At 68.8% G+C, this 17,829-nt stretch carries 15 protein-coding genes and 2 tRNA genes; 8 read left to right on the top strand and 9 right to left on the bottom strand.

Annotation, left to right across the window (positions count from 1 at the left end):
• Positions 1-46: 46 nt before the first annotated feature.
• From PW843_16475 to PW843_16490, 4 genes are all read right to left on the bottom strand, one after another.
• Complete coding sequence (locus tag PW843_16475) at positions 47-1,441, bottom strand: RsmB/NOP family class I SAM-dependent RNA methyltransferase (protein ID MDE1148197.1); 1,395 nt, start codon at positions 1,439-1,441, stop codon at positions 47-49.
• A 109-nt stretch (positions 1,442-1,550) separates the two neighbouring features.
• On the bottom strand, positions 1,551-3,026 hold the full coding sequence (gene guaB / locus PW843_16480) for an IMP dehydrogenase (GenBank protein ID MDE1148198.1): 1,476 nt from the start codon (positions 3,024-3,026) through the stop codon (positions 1,551-1,553).
• A gap of 371 nt (positions 3,027-3,397) precedes the next feature.
• A complete protein-coding gene (locus tag PW843_16485) occupies positions 3,398-4,126 on the bottom strand; it encodes an RlmE family RNA methyltransferase (protein MDE1148199.1) in 729 nt (242 codons plus the stop codon).
• 106 nt (positions 4,127-4,232) lie between these two features.
• The gene (locus tag PW843_16490) at positions 4,233-5,267 is read right to left on the bottom strand and encodes a Ppx/GppA phosphatase family protein (protein MDE1148200.1); all 1,035 of its coding nucleotides are present in this window, start codon (positions 5,265-5,267) and stop codon (positions 4,233-4,235) included.
• A 325-nt stretch (positions 5,268-5,592) separates the two neighbouring features.
• On the opposite strand from PW843_16490, the gene PW843_16495 reads away from it, so the two are divergent.
• From PW843_16495 to PW843_16515, 5 genes are all read left to right on the top strand, one after another.
• Positions 5,593-5,666 (top strand) — tRNA-Gln (locus tag PW843_16495).
• A 68-nt stretch (positions 5,667-5,734) separates the two neighbouring features.
• Positions 5,735-5,808 (top strand) — tRNA-Gln (locus PW843_16500).
• Between the two features lie 97 nt (positions 5,809-5,905).
• Positions 5,906-6,097, top strand: coding sequence for a hypothetical protein (locus tag PW843_16505; protein MDE1148201.1), 192 nt, complete (start codon positions 5,906-5,908; stop codon positions 6,095-6,097).
• Between the two features lie 191 nt (positions 6,098-6,288).
• Positions 6,289-8,028, top strand: a complete 1,740-nt coding sequence (locus tag PW843_16510; protein MDE1148202.1) for an ankyrin repeat domain-containing protein — start codon at positions 6,289-6,291, stop codon at positions 8,026-8,028.
• A gap of 32 nt (positions 8,029-8,060) precedes the next feature.
• Positions 8,061-9,533 carry a S41 family peptidase gene (locus tag PW843_16515; GenBank protein ID MDE1148203.1) on the top strand — a complete coding sequence of 491 codons (1,473 nt, stop codon included), beginning with the start codon at positions 8,061-8,063 and terminating at the stop codon, positions 9,531-9,533.
• A 22-nt stretch (positions 9,534-9,555) separates the two neighbouring features.
• On the opposite strand, the gene PW843_16520 is transcribed toward PW843_16515, so the two are convergent.
• The 5 genes from PW843_16520 to PW843_16540 all read right to left on the bottom strand — a co-directional run bounded on the left by PW843_16520 (position 9,556) and on the right by PW843_16540 (position 13,078).
• On the bottom strand, positions 9,556-9,981 hold the full coding sequence (locus tag PW843_16520; protein ID MDE1148204.1) for a type II toxin-antitoxin system VapC family toxin: 426 nt from the start codon (positions 9,979-9,981) through the stop codon (positions 9,556-9,558).
• Positions 9,978-10,217, bottom strand: coding sequence for a plasmid stabilization protein (locus PW843_16525; GenBank protein ID MDE1148205.1), 240 nt, complete (start codon positions 10,215-10,217; stop codon positions 9,978-9,980). Before PW843_16525 ends, PW843_16520 begins: the two co-directional genes overlap by 4 nt.
• Positions 10,218-10,285: 68 nt before the next feature.
• The gene (locus tag PW843_16530) at positions 10,286-11,110 is read right to left on the bottom strand and encodes an NAD(P)-dependent oxidoreductase (GenBank protein ID MDE1148206.1); all 825 of its coding nucleotides are present in this window, start codon (positions 11,108-11,110) and stop codon (positions 10,286-10,288) included.
• A 78-nt stretch (positions 11,111-11,188) separates the two neighbouring features.
• Positions 11,189-12,040 (bottom strand): fumarylacetoacetate hydrolase family protein, encoded by an 852-nt coding sequence (locus PW843_16535; protein ID MDE1148207.1) that lies wholly within the window; start codon positions 12,038-12,040, stop codon positions 11,189-11,191.
• Between the two features lie 129 nt (positions 12,041-12,169).
• Positions 12,170-13,078: a LysR family transcriptional regulator gene (locus tag PW843_16540; protein ID MDE1148208.1), complete on the bottom strand. Its 909-nt coding sequence runs from the start codon at positions 13,076-13,078 to the stop codon at positions 12,170-12,172.
• Positions 13,079-13,167: 89 nt separating this feature from the next.
• On the opposite strand from PW843_16540, the gene PW843_16545 reads away from it, so the two are divergent.
• The 3 genes from PW843_16545 (at position 13,168) to PW843_16555 (ending at position 17,703) form a co-directional block, all read left to right on the top strand.
• On the top strand, positions 13,168-14,172 hold the full coding sequence (locus tag PW843_16545; protein MDE1148209.1) for an NAD(P)H-binding protein: 1,005 nt from the start codon (positions 13,168-13,170) through the stop codon (positions 14,170-14,172).
• 69 nt (positions 14,173-14,241) lie between these two features.
• On the top strand, positions 14,242-15,834 hold the full coding sequence (locus PW843_16550; GenBank protein ID MDE1148210.1) for a peptidase S10: 1,593 nt from the start codon (positions 14,242-14,244) through the stop codon (positions 15,832-15,834).
• A 294-nt stretch (positions 15,835-16,128) separates the two neighbouring features.
• Positions 16,129-17,703 (top strand): peptidase S10, encoded by a 1,575-nt coding sequence (locus PW843_16555; GenBank protein MDE1148211.1) that lies wholly within the window; start codon positions 16,129-16,131, stop codon positions 17,701-17,703.
• The last annotated feature ends 126 nt before the right edge of the window (positions 17,704-17,829 follow it).

Raw genomic sequence — 17,829 nt, forward strand, 5'->3', positions numbered from 1 at the left:
ACCGGTCCGCGGGGATCATTCCGGGCAAGGGTCCGAGGCCGCGGGGTCAGGCTTCGGCGACGGCCTCATCCGCGGCATCCTCGGCCGGCTCGGCCGGCTCGGCCGCATCCGCCACCACCGGCGCGTCCTTGCGCACCATGACGGCGGCGAAGAAACCGTCGGTGTCATGGCGGGCCGGGGACAGCGACAGCATGTCGCCCGTGGCCGGCGGCGTGCCCATGCCCTCGGGCCAGGCCTGGGCGATGGGCAGCAGGGTGAAGTCCGGATGGGTGGCCAGGAAGCTGGCCACCTGGTCCTGATTCTCCTCCGGCAACAGCGAGCAGGTGGCATAGACCAGCCGCCCGCCGGGCCGCACCAGGCGGGCGGCGCTGTCCAGGATCTCCGCCTGCAGGGGCAGCAGTTCGCTCAAGCCCGGGCCCAGCTGGCGCCAGCGGGCGTCGGGGTTGCGGCGCCAGGTGCCGGTGCCGCTGCACGGCGCGTCCACCACCACGCGGTCGAAGCGCGCCTTGTGGCGCTTCACCCACGGATCGCGGGCGGACTTCAGCGGCCGCGTCTCGATATTGTGCAGGCCCGCCCGGCGGAACCGTTCCTGGGCGCGCTTCAGGCGGCCGTCCAGCACGTCGCAGGCGACCACGCGGCCCTTGTTGGCCATCATGGCGGCGATGGCCAGGGTCTTGCCGCCGGCGCCGGCGCAGAAATCCACCACCTGCTGGCCCGGCTGCGGGTTGGTGGCGAAGGCCACCAGCTGCGAGCCCTCATCCTGGATTTCCAGCAGGCCTTCCTGGAAGGCCGGCAGCGTGGCGATGGGGAAACGGTTGCGCACCCGGATGCCCAGGGCGGAGATATTGGTGGCCTCCGCCTCCACCCCCGCCTTGCGCAAGGCGGCCAGCGCCTGGTCGCGCGTGCCCTTTACCGGGTTGACGCGCAGATCCATGGGGGCCTTGCCCAGCATGGCTTCCATTTCGGTAACGAAACGTTCGCCCAGCGCCTTCTGCAAGGTCTCCGCCGCCCAGTCCGGCACCTCGACGCGCACGGCGTCGGGCTGCTGCGGATGATCCAGCGTGTGGGTTTCCAGGGCCGCGATCAGGGCGCGCTCCGCCGCCTCCAGCGGGAACGGCGCGAACTTGCCGCCGTTGAAATGCTCCGCCACCGAGGCCGCCGAACGCCCCCGATGCAGCAGTTCGTCGGCGATCAGCAGGGCGCGCCCGTCGATCGCCGGCTGGCCTTCCCCACCATAACCGGACCGGTTCAGCCACCAATGCAGGCGGGCCCAACGGCGCAGGATGCCGTAGACACGTTCCGCCACATCGGTGCGGTCCTTGGCGCCGATGTAGCGGCGGGCGCGGAAGAAGGCGCTGGCCACGGCATCGGCGGGACGCGGCGTGGCCAGCACTTCCGTCAGAAGATCAATGGCGGCCTGCAAACGGGCGGTCGGGGTCATGGCGGGACTTCTTCTTTCTGAAACCGGCCGAAAAACTAAAGAGCCGGCTGGGGTTCCCATGGGGAACACGAGCCGGCTCTCGATCATAAGGGCGGAACGACGCGCCGGATCAACCCGGACGGTAGTTCGGCGACTCGTTGGTGATCTGGATGTCGTGGACGTGGCTTTCGCGCAGGCCCGCGTTGGTGATGCGCACGAAGCGGCAGTTGGTCTGCATCTCGGCCAGGGTGCCGTTGCCGGTGTAGCCCATGGCGGCGCGCAGGCCGCCCACCAGCTGGTGGATGACGCTGCCCACGGGGCCCTTGTAGGGCACGCGGCCTTCCACGCCTTCCGGCACCAGCTTCAGGGTGTTGCTGACTTCCGCCTGGAAGTAACGGTCGGCGGAACCGCGGGCCATGGCGCCCACCGAGCCCATGCCGCGATAGCTCTTGTAGCTGCGGCCCTGGTACAGGATGACCTCGCCCGGGCTTTCGTCGGTGCCGGCGAACATGCTGCCCAGCATGGCGCAATCGGCGCCGGCGGCGATGGCCTTGGCCAGGTCGCCGGAATACTTGATGCCGCCGTCGGCGATGACGGGGATGCCGCGTTCACGGCAGGCGTCCACCACGTCCATCACGGCGGTCAGCTGCGGCACGCCCACGCCGGCCACGATGCGGGTGGTGCAGATGGAACCCGGGCCGATGCCCACCTTGATGGCGTCGGCGCCGGCGTCGATCAGCGCCAGGGCGGCGGCGCCGGTGGCGACGTTGCCGGCGATGACCTGGGTGTAGTTGCTGAGCTTGCGGGCAGCGGCCACCTGGTCCAGCACCTTGGCGGAATGGCCGTGGGCGGTGTCGACCACCAGCACGTCCACGCCGGCGTCGAACAGGGCCTCGGCGCGGGCCAGCCCGTCAGGGCCGGTGCCGGTGGCGGCGGCCACGCGCAGGCGGCCCTTCTCATCCTTGCAGGCGTTGGGGTGCGACTGCGCCTTCTCGATGTCCTTCACCGTGATCAGGCCGATGCAGCGGTAGGCGTCGTCCACCACCAGCAGCTTTTCGATGCGGTGGCTGTGCAGCAGGCGCTTGGCCTCGTCCTTGCCCACGCCCTCACGCACGGTGATCAGGTTCTGGTGCGTCATCAGCTCCGACACCGGCTGGTGCGGATTGGTGGCGAACCGCACGTCGCGGTTGGTCAGGATGCCGACCAGCTTGCCGGCAGCGCCATTCTCCACCACCGGAATGCCGGAGATGTGATAGCGCGCCATCAGGCCCAGGGCGTCGGCCAGGGTGGCGTCGGCGGCGATGGTGATGGGGTTCACCACCATGCCGGACTCGAACCGCTTCACCCGGCGCACTTCCTCGGCCTGGCGCTCGATGTCCATATTGCGGTGGATGACGCCCAGGCCGCCGGCCTGCGCCATGGCGATGGCCAGCGCCGCCTCGGTCACCGTGTCCATGGCGGACGACAGCAGGGGAATGCCCAGCTCAATGGTCTTGGTCAGACGGGTGCGGGTGTCCACCTCGCCCGGCATCACACTGGACGCCGCAGGCTCCAGCAAGACGTCGTCGAAGGTCAGGGCTTCGCGGATTTGGAGCGCACGGGTCATGAACCATTCTCCCTAGGCGGCCAACCCATGGGGCAGCGGGCGGCCAGGCGTCGAATACGGGTATGGGACGACCTGCCCACCCCCACATTCGGGGGCCGGCCGTGTCGTCCAGGGCTTAAGGTTCGACGCACTATACACGCCACCGTGCGGATGTGAACCCACCACATGTGGGTCAAATCCGCCATGGCAGACTTGCGTGGGGAGCGGGAGGGCTTGTCCTCACGGAACAACGCGCAAGCCAGCGGCATGCACCATGCCGCTGCAGGCCCCAAGCGGGGCCGCCGGAGCTTTTTGGGGAGCGAAGCGGACTGAAAAGCGAGGACCAGCCAAGCCGCCGGACGGCGGCGCCCGGCACCTGAGGGCGCGCGAAATCAGCCCTGCGCGTCCTCATCTTCCACATCCAGCCGAACGCTGTGTCCGCGGAAGCCGGTGGCTACGACGTAGGTCTCCGAACTGTCGGCGCGGCTGGCCGCCGGCTTGGCGTGGCGGACGACGGCGAAGTCGCGCTTCAGCTGGTCCAGCAGGCTGCGCTCCGCCCCGCCCTGGAACAGCTTGGCGACGAACGCCCCGCCGGGCGCCAGCACCTCGGCCGCAAAGGCGTAGGCGGCATCCGCCAGGGCCATGATGCGCAGATGGTCGGTCTTGGGATGGCCGGTGGTGGGGGCCGCCATGTCGGACAGCACCACGTCGGCCGGGCCGCCCAACGCCTCCTTCAGGCGATCCGGCGCCTCCGGCAGCAGGAAGTCCAGCTGCATGGTGATGGCGCCGGGCACCTCATCCATGCCCAGGATGTCCAGGCCGATAACCTTGGCGCCGCGCACCTTTTCCACCGCCACCTGGGTCCAGCCGCCAGGGGCGGCACCCAGATCGACCACGCGGGTGCCGGGCCGCAGCAGGTGGTACTTCTCATCCAGCTGCAGCATCTTGAAGGCCGCGCGCGAGCGATAGCCGCGCTTCTTGGCCTCGGCCACGTAGGGATCGTTCAGTTGGCGTTCCAGCCAGCGGGCGGAGGAGTTGGAGCGCTTGGCCGCCGTCTTGACGCGGACAGTCAGGCCGCGCCCGCTCAACTTGCTGCCGAGATCCTTGGTGCTTTTGGTCATGGTGTGCGCAAACCCGGTTTGGCGGACCGGGCGCGGACGCCCGTCAACTAAGATTCAATGCAAGCGGCGGATATTGGCGCCACCGCCCGCAAAGGCAAGGTAAAGATCAACCGGGCACGCGCGTGGCAGCCATCAGTTCGGTCAGGATGCCCTCACGCACGCCGCGGTCGGCGATGCGCAAATTCTCCACCGGCCAGCGTTCCCAGATGGCCTCCAGCACGGCGCAGCCGGCGATCACCAGGTCGGCCCGGTCATGCCCGATGCAGGGATGGGCGGAGCGGCCGGCATAGTCCAGGTCCAGCAATGACTTGCTGATGGCCCGCGCCTCATCCAGGCCCAGCCAGGAGCCATCGACCTGGGCGCGGTCGTACCGGGTGAGGCCCAGGCGGATGCCGGCCAGGGTGGTGACGGTGCCGGACGTGCCCAGCATCTGCACCCGGCCGGCCGCGACCTCGCGCCCGATGTCGTTGCGGGCGTCGAAATCGGCCAGCGCCGACGACACCGTGTCCACCATGCCGCGATAGGCCTCGGGCAGCACGCGGTCGCCGCCGAACGTCTCCGTCAGGCTGACCACCCCCTGGGGCACCGACACCTGGTCGATCAGGGTGGGGCGGCCGCGGTTGAAGGACAGCCACATGATCTCGGTGGAGCCGCCGCCGATGTCGAACACCAGGGCGCGGGGGATGCGGCGGTTCAGCAATGCTGCGCATCCCGCCAGCGCCAGCCGCGCCTCCTCCTCCGCACTGATGATCTCGATGCGGATGCCGGTTTCCTCGACCACGCGGTCGATGAAGGCGTTGCAGTTGGCGGCGCGGCGGCAGGCCTCCGTCGCCACGGCGCGCACGTCGGTGACGCCGCGCCGGCGCATCTTGTTGCCGCAGATCTTCAGGGCCGCCACCGTGCGGGCCATGGCCTCATCCGACAGGGCGTTGGTGCGGCTGAGGCCCTCACCCAGTCGCACGATGCGGGAAAAGGCGTCGATGATGCGAAAGCCCTCCCGCCCCGGCCGGGCGATCAGCAGGCGGCAGTTGTTGGTGCCCAGGTCCAAGGCGGCCAAAATCGGCCGCCGCATAGGCTCACCCGGCCCCGCACCCCGGGGGGTGCCGGTGCCCGGCTGGGGCTGAACGCCCGTTTCACTCATCGCCGAACCAGCCTTCTTCGCATCGAAACCGCCCCCATCCGCCAGGTCGGCAACCCCGAAACGATCTGTCGGCGGGGGCGCCCCGGCGCCGGTGCGGCACACAGGCGATCATCCTAGACCAGGAAAGCGCCGGCGCACCACCACCGTCACACGCCCGGGGCCACGCTGTGGCCACACGCCTGTCCCGGCGGCGGCGGCCCTTGCGCACAAGCCGCCACCGCCCCGCCAAAAAAATTCAACAAAGGGCTACACAACCCCCATGAGGGGTGTTATAAGCCGCGCCGTCCGACGGACACGGCGCCAATCAACGCCGCGACCGTTCTGCTGGGGGATCGTCTAGCGGTAGGACTACGGACTCTGACTCCGTCAACCTTGGTTCGAATCCAAGTCCCCCAGCCAATTTCTTCCGCGACAGTTTCGGTTATCGGACAAGGGATGCCGACCGGCGTCGTCGCGGCCCGTCCTGCTGGGGGATCGTCTAGCGGTAGGACTACGGACTCTGACTCCGTCAACCTTGGTTCGAATCCAAGTCCCCCAGCCAAACGGCCTTTCCTTACATCACGGCCCCTGCGCCTTCGTGTTCCTTGCGACGCCTTTGGCGGGATATGCCAAGATATCCCGTGAAGGGAGTGATGGTCATGTCACACAGCATCGTTGGCAAACCGCCACGGAACCTCGCCACCCAAGTACGCCAGGACGCCAAAGCCGCTGCGGCCGAGATCATCGCCGACAGCCACCACCAGTCGCTTGGCAATATCTCAATCCGGGAGTTGCTTGAGGAAGGCCGCCGCGAATGGGTGCCGTCCCCGACGCATCCACAGCTGCGTTGAATGTCCTGTCAGCCTGACAGTTGACTTCCCCGCGCGTTCGCCGTTTCATCCACGACAGTGCGCATTGGGGCGCCACCTGTCCGCGGCAAGGGGGCCAAGCCCCCACCCATCCGGTTTCGGCCGTCCACATCCATCCCTTCTTCCGGCCCTTTGATAAGCGGACATCGGGCGTTTTTCGGAAGGAAGGTCCCATGGCAAACGACACCCCCTCTGCGCGCGTCCTGTCCGCCAGCACCAGCGTGGATGCGCTGCGGCGGGAGGCCAAGCGCTGGCTGAAGGCCCTTACCGGCGGCGACACGCAAGCCGCCCTGCGTTTCCTCACCCAGTTCCCCGGCCACACTGCCCCGCCCACCCTGCGCGAGGTGCAGCAGGCGCTGGCGCGCGAGCACGGCCACGCCAGCTGGGCGGCCCTGAAGCAGGAGGTGGAGGACCGGACCCGCACGCACGCGGAGCGCGTGCGCCTGTTCCTGGAGAAATCCGTCCATCGCTACGGCACCGATCCGGCCACGCGCACCTGGGGCGATTATGAGCGCGACGGCCCGGCCCGTGGTACCGTGGCCGCCCGCCTGCTGGCCCGACATCCCGAAATCGCGCGGGCCGACATCCACACCGCCGTCGCCGCCCACGACCTGGAAACCGTCGGCACCCTGCTGGGCCGCGATCCCGGCCTGGCGCACCACCGCAGCGATTTCGACGGCTGGACGCCCCTGATCCGCCTGGCCTATGCCCGCCTGCCGCCGGACGTGCAGCGGGACGCGCTGGCCGTCGCCACCCTGCTGCTGGACGCGGGCGCCGACGCGGACGCCGGCTGGTCGGACAAGAACCCGGAATTCACCGCCCTGGTGGGCGTCATCGGCGGTGGCGAGGGCGGGCAATCGCCCCATCCCGATGCCGAGGCTTTCGCCCGCCTGCTGATCGACCGGGGTGCCGACCCGCTGGCCGCCCAGGCGCTGTACAACACCTCGCTGGGCGACGACGACACCTTCTGGCTGGGCTGGCTGTGGGCGGAATCGGCCAGGCGGAATGAGACGGCCAGATGGACCGGCCCCGCCCCCAATGCCCTGGGGGGCAAGAAATCGGCCAGCGCCGTCGCCTACCTGCTGGGCAACGCCGTGAACAACAACCATCCGAACCGGGTGCGCTGGCTGCTGGACCACGGCGCCGACGCGCGCGGCGTCAACTTCTACAGCGGCCTGCCGGTCATCAAGCACGCCGTGCTGGGCGGGTACGGGGCCGTGGCCGATCTGCTGGTCCACCATGGCGCCACGCGGCCGCAACTGACGGCGGCGGAGGCCTTCGTGGCAGCGGTCGCGGCCGGCGATACGGCCACTGTAGATCGGCTGGCGCGGGCGCATCCAACCCTGCCGACACTCCCCCTCGCCATGACGGTCGCCATCGCCAGGGGCGCCACCGCCATGATGGAAACCCTGCTGGATCTGGGCATGCCGCCCGATGTGGGAGATGACAAGAACTACCGCGCCCTGCACGTCGCCGCCGACCACGGCGCTGTCGATATCGCCCGCCTGCTGATCGCACGCGGGGCGGAGGTGGACGCACTGGAGCAGCGCTACGGCGGATCGCCCCTGACCCACGCCGTCTATCACGGCCATGCAGCCATGGCCGACCTGCTGGCCGGACACAGCCGCAATTTCCGCGGCCTGTGTTTCGCCGGCGCGGTGGACCGGCTGCGCGCCTTGCTGACCGAGGAAACTGACCGCGCCAACCGCCAGGACCGGGAGGGCGAGCCGCCCCTGTTCTGCCTGCCCGACGACCCGGCCAAAGCGATGGCGGTGGCGGAACTGCTGCTGTCCTTCGGTGCCGATCCCGCCTTCCGCAACCCGCTGGGCCATACCCCGGCCGAGGGCGCCCGCCGCCGGGGCCTGGACGATGCCGCCGACCTGATCGACCTGGCGGCGGGGGGCGACACTTGACGCGGGGGCGGCAGCCCCCATCCTTGCTGTCCATGAAGCGATGGAAACGATACGGCGCGGCGCTGACGGCCGCCTGGCTGGCGCTGGCGCCCCCGTCGGCGCGCGCCGCCCTTCCCGTGGATTGGGGCCGGGTGGCCGAGCGGGATTTGCAGGCCATCCACGACATCCTGGCGACCAGCCACCCGGCCATGGTGGTGCAGCGGGACGCCGCCCCCTTCCGCGCCTGGCTGGAGAACGGCTGGACAGAGGCCAAGAAGCTTCTGCCCCAGGTGAAGGACCCGATCAGCTATTTCGACCTGCTGACCTTCTACGCCGGCGGCTTCCGCGACAGCCATATCGGCGTCAACGCGGTGCCAGGCACGCCGCAAGGGGGGCGAACCTTCCAATGGCCGGGCTTCAGCGTGGCCTGGACCGGCACGGCCTATGCCGTCACCGACCATCCCGCCGACAAGCGCTTGCCGCCGGCAGGCGCCCAACTGACGACCTGCGACGACAGCCCGGCCGACGCCCTGACCCGTGACCGCCAGGGCCGGCGCGGGGTGAACATCGACCTGGAGCCGCGACGACGCGCCGCCGCGTATTGGCTGCTGTGGAGCACCGAGGGCCTGTTCCTGCCGCCGCTGAAGGCCTGCGTCTTCCGGTTGCCGGACGGAACGGCGCGGTCCTATCCCCTGACCTACCGCGCGGCCGAACCCATCGACATCTCCGCCGCGTCCCCCACCAGCACCCATGCCCGCTTCGGCGTGGAGCGCTGGGGCCCGGACGGGTGGTGGATCGGCGCGCCCGACATGCAGGACGAGAGGGAATGGCGGCGCCTGCTGGCAGCGGTGAAGATGCACCGTGAGGCGTTGCGCCACGCCCGCACGGTGGTGATCGACCTGCGCGGCAATGACGGCGGCGACAGCGGTTACGCCGAAACCCTGGCCAAGCTGCTGTGGGAGCCTGAACTGGTGGACGCCGACCGCCCCAACCTGGGCCCCGTCGTCTATCGCGCCACCCAGATGAACCGCGACACGATGGCGGCCAACCTGAAAACGGTGGAGACGGCCACCACCCTGTCGGACGAGGCCCGCACCCTGCGCGCCCTGGTGAAACGCTACGACGACGCCATCGCCGCCGGCCAGGCCAGCTTCACCGAAACGGCGGAGAACCCGGCCCCCACCCACCCGGCGCACCGGCCCATCAACCCCATGCGCGGCCAGATGATCCTGCTGACCGACGGCACCTGCACCTCCGCCTGCCTGGACCTGATGGATCTGTTCCAGGCCATGCCCAATGTGCGCCAGGCGGGCGCGGAGACCGGCGCCGACACCATCTTCATGGAGATGACCAGGACGCCCCTGCCCTCCGGCTATGCCGGCCTGCACTTCGGCCACAAGGCGTGGGTGGACCGCCCGCGCGGCAGCAACATCAGCTACAAGCCCGCCCCCGCCCTGACCTGGACCGGCAGCCCGGCGGATGACGCGGGGGAGCGCAAATGGCTGGCGGGGGCGGTGGGGCCGTGAATGCGGCAACCGAAGCCGCCCGTCAGATTTCCATCAACGGCCGCACGTCCCCATCGAAAATAGTGGGGGGAACCTGCGCCAGCTTGCGGACCAGGCGGTCATCCGCGGTGACGAAGGGACAACCGTATTCAAGGGCCGCGACCAGATAAAAGCAGTCGTACGCGGGGTGTCCCAAATCAATGGACAGCTGCGTCGCCTTCTCGAAGATTTGCCGCATGGGCAGCAATTCCAGGCTTGCCGTTTGGATCAGGCGCACGGCCATCCGCGCCTCTTCCCGCAGCAATTCCTGACGCTGGACCTTCTTCCATAGAATATTCGCGCATTCGGGCAGTAGAAGATCGGGGGCGATCAGCCGATAACGGCGCAGCAGCGAAAGCGCCCGCGCCGTCCCATCTTCGTCCACCACCCATTTGATCGCCACACTGGCGTCGATGACGCGGTCCGTCACCGTTCTTCCCGCCCCTCACGCTGCAACTGTTCGGCGGGCGTGTGTGTCCGCCCCTTCGACAGCTGCCTCAGTTCAGCCGCCAGGCTTTCGAAGGAGGGTTCCAGTTCAATGGCCAAGGCGTGCCGCAGAATTTCGCGGTGCTCCGCCTCCACCGACCGGCCATGACGTGCGGCCCGCTGTTTCAGCCGGGCGATGAGATCGTCATCGAGATTGCGTACGTGCAGATTTCCAGCCATGACCACCCTCCGCCGCTAGCGTTGAGATCAATGATCCCATCATCTGGTTTTGGCGGCAAGATGACTGGCTATACCCACCCCGAAAAGTCGAAGCGCGGGCGGAAGCCCAGCACCCGGACGGCGCGGCTGGCATCGTAGACACGGTCCAGCCGTGCCGGCAGGGGCCAGCCCCGGCGGTCGAACAGGGCCACCACACGCGGCAGGCGGTCGCGGATCAGGCCGGCGGCGTCCTGGGCCAACGCCCCGGCGTCCGCGCGGGTGAAGGGCGTCAGGGCGGAGATGACGAAGGTGCCGGGCACGTCCACGCCGGCGGCGTGCACATGCGCCGCCGCCGCGTCGGCCATGGCGAGGCCACGATGCAGGCGGTGGGCGGCGCGCAGGGGCGCCACCTCGCGGAAGCAGCGGGCGATGCGCAGGATGGCGGCGCCGCGCGGGAAAGCGGCGCCGGCGCACAGGCGTTCGGCATCCCGCTTGGTTTCGTCGTAGATGTCGCGCGGACGCGGGGCCAAATCCTCATCCACCCAGGCGATGCCGCCATCGGGCGGCACCAGCGCGTGACCGTAGAGGGAGGTGGTGGAGGTATAAACGAAGCGCCCCACGCCGGCCCGGCCGCCCAAGTCCAGCAGCGTGGCGGTGGCATCGACGTTGACGCGGCGGAACGCGTCATCGGGCACCTGACCCACCTGGGGTGCGTGCAGGGCCGCGGTGTGCACGACGACATCCGCGCCCGCCACCGAGCGGGCCAGGACGTGGGCGTCGCACATGTCGGCCACGATGTCGGTGCCGGGCCCCGGGCGCAAATCCAGCCCACGCACCGACCAGCCACGCGCCCGCGCCTGGCGGACGATGGTGGCGCCCAGGGCGCCGGAGGAACCGGTGACCAGCAAACGCATGGCGGCAACCCGTGCAAAAAGAAACGGGGGCGGATCGCCCCGCCCCCGTTCTTCTATACCATCAGCGGCGACGGCACCTCAGCGGTGCCAGGCCACCACGTTCTGCTGCTGGGTGCCCAGCGTGTCGGAGCCCAGGCGGATGACGTCGCCGGCCTTGAGGTAGACGGCCTCCGGCTTCATGCCCATGCCCACACCCGGCGGGGTGCCGGTGGTGATCAGGTCGCCGGGCTGCAGGGTCATGAAGCGGCTGATGTAGCTGACCAGCGTGGCAACACCGAACACCATGGTGCCGGTGTTGCCGGTCTGGCGGCGGGTGCCGTTGACGTCCAGCCACAGATCAATGTTCTGCGGGTCGCCGACCTCATCCTTGGTCACCAGCCAGGGGCCGACGGGGCCGAAGGTGTCGCAGCCCTTGCCCTTGTCCCAGGTGCCGCCGCGTTCGATCTGGTACTCGCGCTCCGACACGTCGTTGATCAGGGCGTAGCCGGCGACATGATCCAGGGCGTCGGCCTCGTCCACGTAACGGGCGGTCTTGCCGATGACGATGCCCAGCTCGACCTCCCAATCGGTCTTCACACTGCCCTGGGGCAGCATGACCTCATCATTGGGGCCGGTCAGGCAGCTGACGGCCTTGGTGAACAGCACCGGTTCCTTGGGCAGGGGCAGGTTCGATTCCGCCGCGTGGTCGGCATAGTTCAGGCCCACGGCCAGGAACTTGGAGATGCCGGTGTAGGGCACGCCCAGGCGCGGGGTGCCGGGCACCACCGGCAGGCTGGCCGGGTCCAGCGCCGCCAGCTTCGCCAGGCTTTCCGCCGACAGCTGGGCGGGGCCGATGTCGGCCACATGGCCCGACAGGTCGCGGATCTGGCCGGCGGCGTCCAGCAGGCCGGGTTTCTCCTGGCCCACGGGGCCGTAACGCAGCAGCTTCATTGCTATTCCTACCCTGAAATTGAAACGTCAGCTTTGGCGGCGGCAGTGTCGGCCCAAGGTGACACCGCTGGCAATGCCGAACCTGTCATGACGGCGCATCTTCCCCCGGACTTGACGCCGCAGCCGGCATCATTCCCCCCGGATATAGGCGCCCAGGCCCCGCGCCAGATGGTCGTGCAGCAGGCGCACCCGGCGGCTGGCCTTCAAATCCTGGTGCATGACCAGCCAGACGCCCAGGTCCAGGCGGAAGGCCTGGGGCAGCACGGACACCAGATCGGGGTCGCGCCGGGCCAGCCCCGTCTGGCACATGCCGATGCCATAGCCGGCACGGATGGCCGCCAGTTGCGCCAGGTCGCTGTCGGCCCGGAAGGCGAAGGCGTCGCGCGACAGATCCACGCCCTGGCTTTCCACTGTGCCGCGCAGGGCCCGCACCGCCGCCGTTTCCCGGTCAAAGCCGATCAGGCTGTGCCGGTTCAGATCGGCCAGGGTCCCGGGCACGCCATGGGCGTCCAGATAGCGGCGATGGGCGTGGAAGCCCACCGGGATGGCGCCCAGGGACAGCGCCAGCAGGGCGCCCTGGATAGGCCGCACCATGCGCACGGCGATGTCCGCGTCACGGCGCAGCAGATCCTCCGTGTCGTTGGACAGGGACAGCTCCACCGCCACGCCGGGATGGTCACGGTGGAAGGCGGCCAGGATGGGCGGCAGCACCTCCACCCCCACCACCTCGCTGGCCGTCAGGCGCACGGCACCCCGCAGCGCGTCAGCCGGGCCGGAAACGGTGCGCAGCAAGGCCGCCGCGGCGGCGGCCATCACCTCCGCATGCGGGCGCAGTTCCAGGGCGGTTTCGGTGGGCCGCAGCCCCTGGGGGCTGCGGGTGAACAGGGCGGCGCCCAGCCTGCGCTCCAGTTCCTCCACATGGCGGCCGACGCTGGGCTGGGTCAGGCCCAGCACGCGGCCCGCCGCCGACAGGCTGCCCTCCCGCACCACGGCAAGGAAGGAGCGGTAGAGTTCCCATCCGGGTTCGGCGTCAGTCATAAATTTATGTATATCGATGGCACGATTTTCCGCAATTACGTCTATCAACCCGCCCCCTCATCCTCTCCTCACCAACCGAGGAGGACGACATGACGAACACGACGACGAACGGCAGGACGGCGCTGGTGGTGGGGGCCCGGGGCGGCATCGGCGGGGCGACGGCGGCGGCCCTGCTGCGCCACGGCTGGACGGTGCGGGCGCTGGCGCGGGGGCCGTCTCAGCGCACGGATCTGGCGGCCGCCCAATGGATCAGGGGTGACGCCCTGAACGCCGCCGACATCGCGGCCGCCGCCATGGGCGTGGACGTCATCGTCCATGCCGTGAACCCGCCCGGCTACAAGGATTGGGACCGGGTGGTGCTGCCCATGCTGGACAACAGCCTCAAGGCGGCCCAGGCCAACGGCGCCCGCATCGTCCTGCCGGGCACCATCTATAACTACGGCCCGGATGCGCCGGACATCCTGACGGAGGACACGGCGCAGAACCCGGTGACGGTGAAGGGCGGCATCCGGGTGGCGATGGAGCGGCGCCTGCGGGCGGCCGCCGACGGGGGCACGCCCGTGCTGATCCTGCGTTTCGGCGATTTCTTCGGCCCCGACGCCGGCGGCAGCTGGTTCAGCCAGGGGCTGGTGAAACCCGGCCAGCCGGTGATGGCCATCCCCTACCCCGGCGCCCACGATGTGGGCCATGCCTGGGCCTACCTGCCCGACGCGGCGGAGGCGCTGGCCCGGTTGCTGGACCGGCGGGACGACCTGCCGACCTTCGCCACCTTCCAATTCGGCGGCCACTGGCTGGACCGGGGTGTCGCCATGGCGGAGGCCATCCAGCATGCCGTGGTCACGACCGGCGCCAGGCGCCCGCGCATCACCGCCTTCCCCTGGTGGCTGGTCCACCTGGCCAGCCCCTTCGTCACCACGTTCCGCGAATTGCGGGAGATGCGCTACCTCTGGCAGCGCCCCCTGCGCCTGGACAACGCCAGGCTCACCGCCTTTTTGGGCACCGAGCCGCACACGCCGCTGGACCGCGCCGTGGCCGACACCCTGGCCAGCCTGGGGTGCCTGCCCCGGCGACAGGATGCCGCACCCCGGCCTTGAAAGCCTGGACACCGCCGGCCCAATCGCCCATCAAGATTGGATACAAAATCCCCCCTAGAGGAGATGGGCATGCGTAAGACGATCGTGACCGCGCTGACGGCGGTGTTGCTGGCCTCCGTCGCTGTCAGCAGCTGGGCCGACGACAAGGACAAGAAGGACGCCGGGCACGAGGCGGCCCATGACGCGGCCAAGGGCAAGGCCGAGAAGATCGCCGACCAGATCGAGGAAGCCACCGCCCGCGCGCCGATCGCCGAGACGGCCAAGACCACGTCCCATACGGTGACGGTCAAGGGCAAGACCATCAAATACCAGGCGACCGCCGGCACCCTGACCATCCGCAATGACGAGGGCAAGCCCACCGCCAGCATCTTCTATGTCGCCTACACGGCCGAGGGCGCGCCGGCGGCCAAGCGTCCGGTGACCTTCCTCTACAACGGCGGCCCGGGCTCCGCCACGCTGTGGCTGCACATGGGGTCGTTCGGGCCGGTGCGGGTGCGCACCAACAGCCCGGACAACACCGCCCCCGCGCCCTACAACTTCTCCGCCAACGACGACAGCCTGCTGGACAAGACCGACCTGGTGTTCATCGACGCGGTGGAGACGGGGTATTCCCGCGTGCTGGGCGACGCCAAGGGCAAGGACTTCTTCGGCGTCGATCAGGACATCGACGCCTTCGCCCGCGCCATCGGCCGGTATGTCAGCCTGAACAACCGCTGGAACTCCCCCAAATTCCTGTTCGGCGAATCCTACGGCACCACCCGCTCGGCGGCCCTGGCCAACCGGCTGCAGCAGGACGGCATGGATCTGAACGGCGTCGTGCTGCTGTCCACCATCCTGAACTACGGCATCCGCCAGCCCGGCTTCGACACCATCTACACCTCGTACCTGCCCAGCTACGCGGCCGCCGCCTGGTACCACAACCGCATCCCGAACAAGCCCGCCGACCTGCCCGCCTTCCTGCAACAGGTGCGCGACTTCGCCCGCGGGCCCTATGCCGCAGCACTCGCCAAGGGCCAGGACATCACGCCGGAGGAGACCGACGCGGTGGCCAAGCAGCTGGCGGCCTATACCGGCCTGTCGGCGGACTTCATCAAGCACGCCAAGCTGCGCGTGAACCTGCAGCGCTTCCGGAAAGAGTTGCTGCGCGACCAGGCGCAGACGCTGGGCCGCTTCGACAGCCGCTTCGTCGGCGTGGACAGCGACAGCGCCGGCGAGAACCCGGAATACGACCCCTCCGACCGGGCCATCACCAGCGCCTACATCTCCAGCCAGCGGGCCTACCTGGCCGGTGATCTGGGCTACAAGACCGACCTGGACTACCGCCGCGCGGCGGAGGGCGCCATCGGCCAGTGGGACTGGCACCACAAGATCGGCAACAGCCGCATGGAAAGCCCGGACGTGGCACTGGACTTGGCCGTCGCCATGCGCCAGAACCCGCACCTGCAGCTGCTGTCGCTGAACGGCTGGTACGACATGGCGACCCCCTTCTTCGCCACGGAGTACGACATCGGCCACATGGAGCTGGACCCGGCGCAGCGCAAGAACATCACCTTCAAGTACTACCCGTCCGGCCACATGGTTTACCTGAACCCCGACGCGCTGAAGCAGATGGTGGCCGACCTGGACGCCTTCTACGACAAGGCGTCGGCACCGGCGCCGTAAGTATTCATGCGCGCGGTTTTTGATCATGACCGATCAAAAACCCCCTCATGCGCCGGGCGCCAGCATCCGCTGGCTTGGCTCACGGGCCTGACCGGCCCGGTCCGGCAGTCGCCGGCCTGCGAGCGGCACGAAAACCTCGTGCCGCTCGTATCACTTCACCCTCCTCCGCCCGCCCCTGCCCCAGGCGGCGGATGTCACGATGTCGCCCCCACGCACCGGAACTGGACAGAACTGTCCGCGTAGGCTTCAACCATCAAACTATTTGATGAAGTCCACGGGATAGGGAGTTTGGGGATGCGTAAGACGATCGTGACCGCGCTGACGGCGGTGTTGCTGACCTCTGTCGCTGTGGCCGGATGGGCAGACGACAAGAAGGACAAGGGCGGCGACGACACGCCCAAGAACGAGAAGGTGGCGGAACAGATCGACGCCGCCACCGCCCGCGCGCCGATCACGGAATCTGCCAAGACCACGTCCCACACGGTGACGATCAAGGGCAAGACCATCCGCTACCAGGCCACCGCCGGCACCCTGACCATCCGCGATAATGAAGGCAAGCCGACGGCCAGCGTGTTTTACGTCGCCTATACGGCGGAGGGCGCGCCGGCGGCCAAGCGGCCGGTGACCTTCCTTTACAACGGTGGTCCCGGCTCGGCCAGCCTGTGGCTGCACATGGGGTCGTTCGGGCCCATCCGGGTGCGCACCAATAGCCCGGACAACAACGCCCCCGCCCCTTACAATTTCTCCGCCAACGACGACAGCCTGCTGGACAAGACCGACCTGGTGTTCATCGACGCCATCGGCACCGGCTATTCCCGCCCGCTGGGCGAAGCCAAGGGCAAGGACTTCTGGGGCGTGGACCAGGACGTGGACGCCTTCGCCCGCGCCATCAACCGCTATGTCACCATCAACGGCCGCTGGAATTCGCCCAAATTCCTGTTCGGCGAGTCCTACGGCACCACCCGGTCAGCCGCACTGTCCGCCCGGTTGCAGGCCGACGGCATGGATCTGAACGGCGTCATCCTGCTGTCGTCCATCCTGAACTACGGCATCGAGCAGCCAGGCTACGACGACGTCTATATCGGCTATCTGCCCAGCTATGCCGCCACCGCCTGGTACCACAACCGCCTGGCCAACAAACCCACCGACCTGCCCGCCTTCCTGCAACAGGTGCGCGACTACGCCCGTGGGCCCTATGCCGCGGCACTCGCCAAGGGTCAGCGCATCACCCCGGAAGAGACCGACGCGGTCGCCAAGCAGCTGTCGGCCTACACCGGCCTGTCGGTGGATTACCTGAAGCGGGCCAAGCTGCGCATCGACCTGTTCCGCTTCCAGAAGGAACTGCTGCGCGACAAGCGGCAGACGGTGGGCCGCTTCGACAGCCGCTTCCTGGGCGTGGACACCGATGCCGCCGGCGAGGCGCCGGAGTACGACCCCTCCGACAGCGCCATCAACGGCGCCTTCATCTCCAGCTTCCGCGCCTATGTCAGCGGCGACCTGGGGTACAAGACCGACCTGGACTACCGTCCCGGATCGGACGACGCCAACGACCAGTGGGACTGGCACCACAAGGCGCCGGCCTTCGGCAAGATGGAGGTGCCGGACGTGGCCCTGGACCTCAGCACCGCCCTGCGCCAGAACCCGCACCTGCAACTGCTGTCGCTGAACGGCTGGTACGACATGGCGACACCGTTCTTCTCCACCGAGTACGACATCGACCACATGCAGCTGGAACCGGCGCAGCGTAAGAACATCACGTTCAAGTACTACCCGTCCGGCCACATGATCTACCTGAACCCGGACGCGTTGAAGCAGCTGGTCACCGACCTGGACGCTTTCTACGACAAGGCCGCCCCTGCGGCCCCGTAAGGCGGTCCGGTTTAGGTAGGCCAAACAGGACCTTGCCGCGCGGCAAGGTCCGCCCCATCTTCGGTCCATTCCGCCGCCGGCGTCCCATCACGGGGTGCCGGCGGCCAACAATGGATGATGAGACGG

The sequence above is a fragment of the Azospirillaceae bacterium genome, assembly GCA_028283825.1.
Classification (GTDB): Bacteria; Pseudomonadota; Alphaproteobacteria; order Azospirillales; family Azospirillaceae; genus Nitrospirillum.

What these genes read in the sequence shown, in the direction of transcription:
- PW843_16475 (MDE1148197.1), bottom strand. Translation starts at nt 1,441, where the DNA reads ATGACCCCGACCGCCCGTTTGCAGGCCGCCATTGATCTTCTGACGGAA.
- guaB (MDE1148198.1), bottom strand. Translation starts at nt 3,026, where the DNA reads ATGACCCGTGCGCTCCAAATCCGCGAAGCCCTGACCTTCGACGACGTC.
- PW843_16485 (MDE1148199.1), bottom strand. Translation starts at nt 4,126, where the DNA reads ATGACCAAAAGCACCAAGGATCTCGGCAGCAAGTTGAGCGGGCGCGGC.
- PW843_16490 (MDE1148200.1), bottom strand. Translation starts at nt 5,267, where the DNA reads ATGAGTGAAACGGGCGTTCAGCCCCAGCCGGGCACCGGCACCCCCCGG.
- PW843_16505 (MDE1148201.1), top strand. Translation starts at nt 5,906, where the DNA reads ATGTCACACAGCATCGTTGGCAAACCGCCACGGAACCTCGCCACCCAA.
- PW843_16510 (MDE1148202.1), top strand. Translation starts at nt 6,289, where the DNA reads ATGGCAAACGACACCCCCTCTGCGCGCGTCCTGTCCGCCAGCACCAGC.
- PW843_16515 (MDE1148203.1), top strand. Translation starts at nt 8,061, where the DNA reads ATGAAGCGATGGAAACGATACGGCGCGGCGCTGACGGCCGCCTGGCTG.
- PW843_16525 (MDE1148205.1), bottom strand. Translation starts at nt 10,217, where the DNA reads ATGGCTGGAAATCTGCACGTACGCAATCTCGATGACGATCTCATCGCC.
- PW843_16530 (MDE1148206.1), bottom strand. Translation starts at nt 11,110, where the DNA reads ATGCGTTTGCTGGTCACCGGTTCCTCCGGCGCCCTGGGCGCCACCATC.
- PW843_16535 (MDE1148207.1), bottom strand. Translation starts at nt 12,040, where the DNA reads ATGAAGCTGCTGCGTTACGGCCCCGTGGGCCAGGAGAAACCCGGCCTG.
- PW843_16540 (MDE1148208.1), bottom strand. Translation starts at nt 13,078, where the DNA reads ATGACTGACGCCGAACCCGGATGGGAACTCTACCGCTCCTTCCTTGCC.
- PW843_16545 (MDE1148209.1), top strand. Translation starts at nt 13,168, where the DNA reads ATGACGAACACGACGACGAACGGCAGGACGGCGCTGGTGGTGGGGGCC.
- PW843_16550 (MDE1148210.1), top strand. Translation starts at nt 14,242, where the DNA reads ATGCGTAAGACGATCGTGACCGCGCTGACGGCGGTGTTGCTGGCCTCC.
- PW843_16555 (MDE1148211.1), top strand. Translation starts at nt 16,129, where the DNA reads ATGCGTAAGACGATCGTGACCGCGCTGACGGCGGTGTTGCTGACCTCT.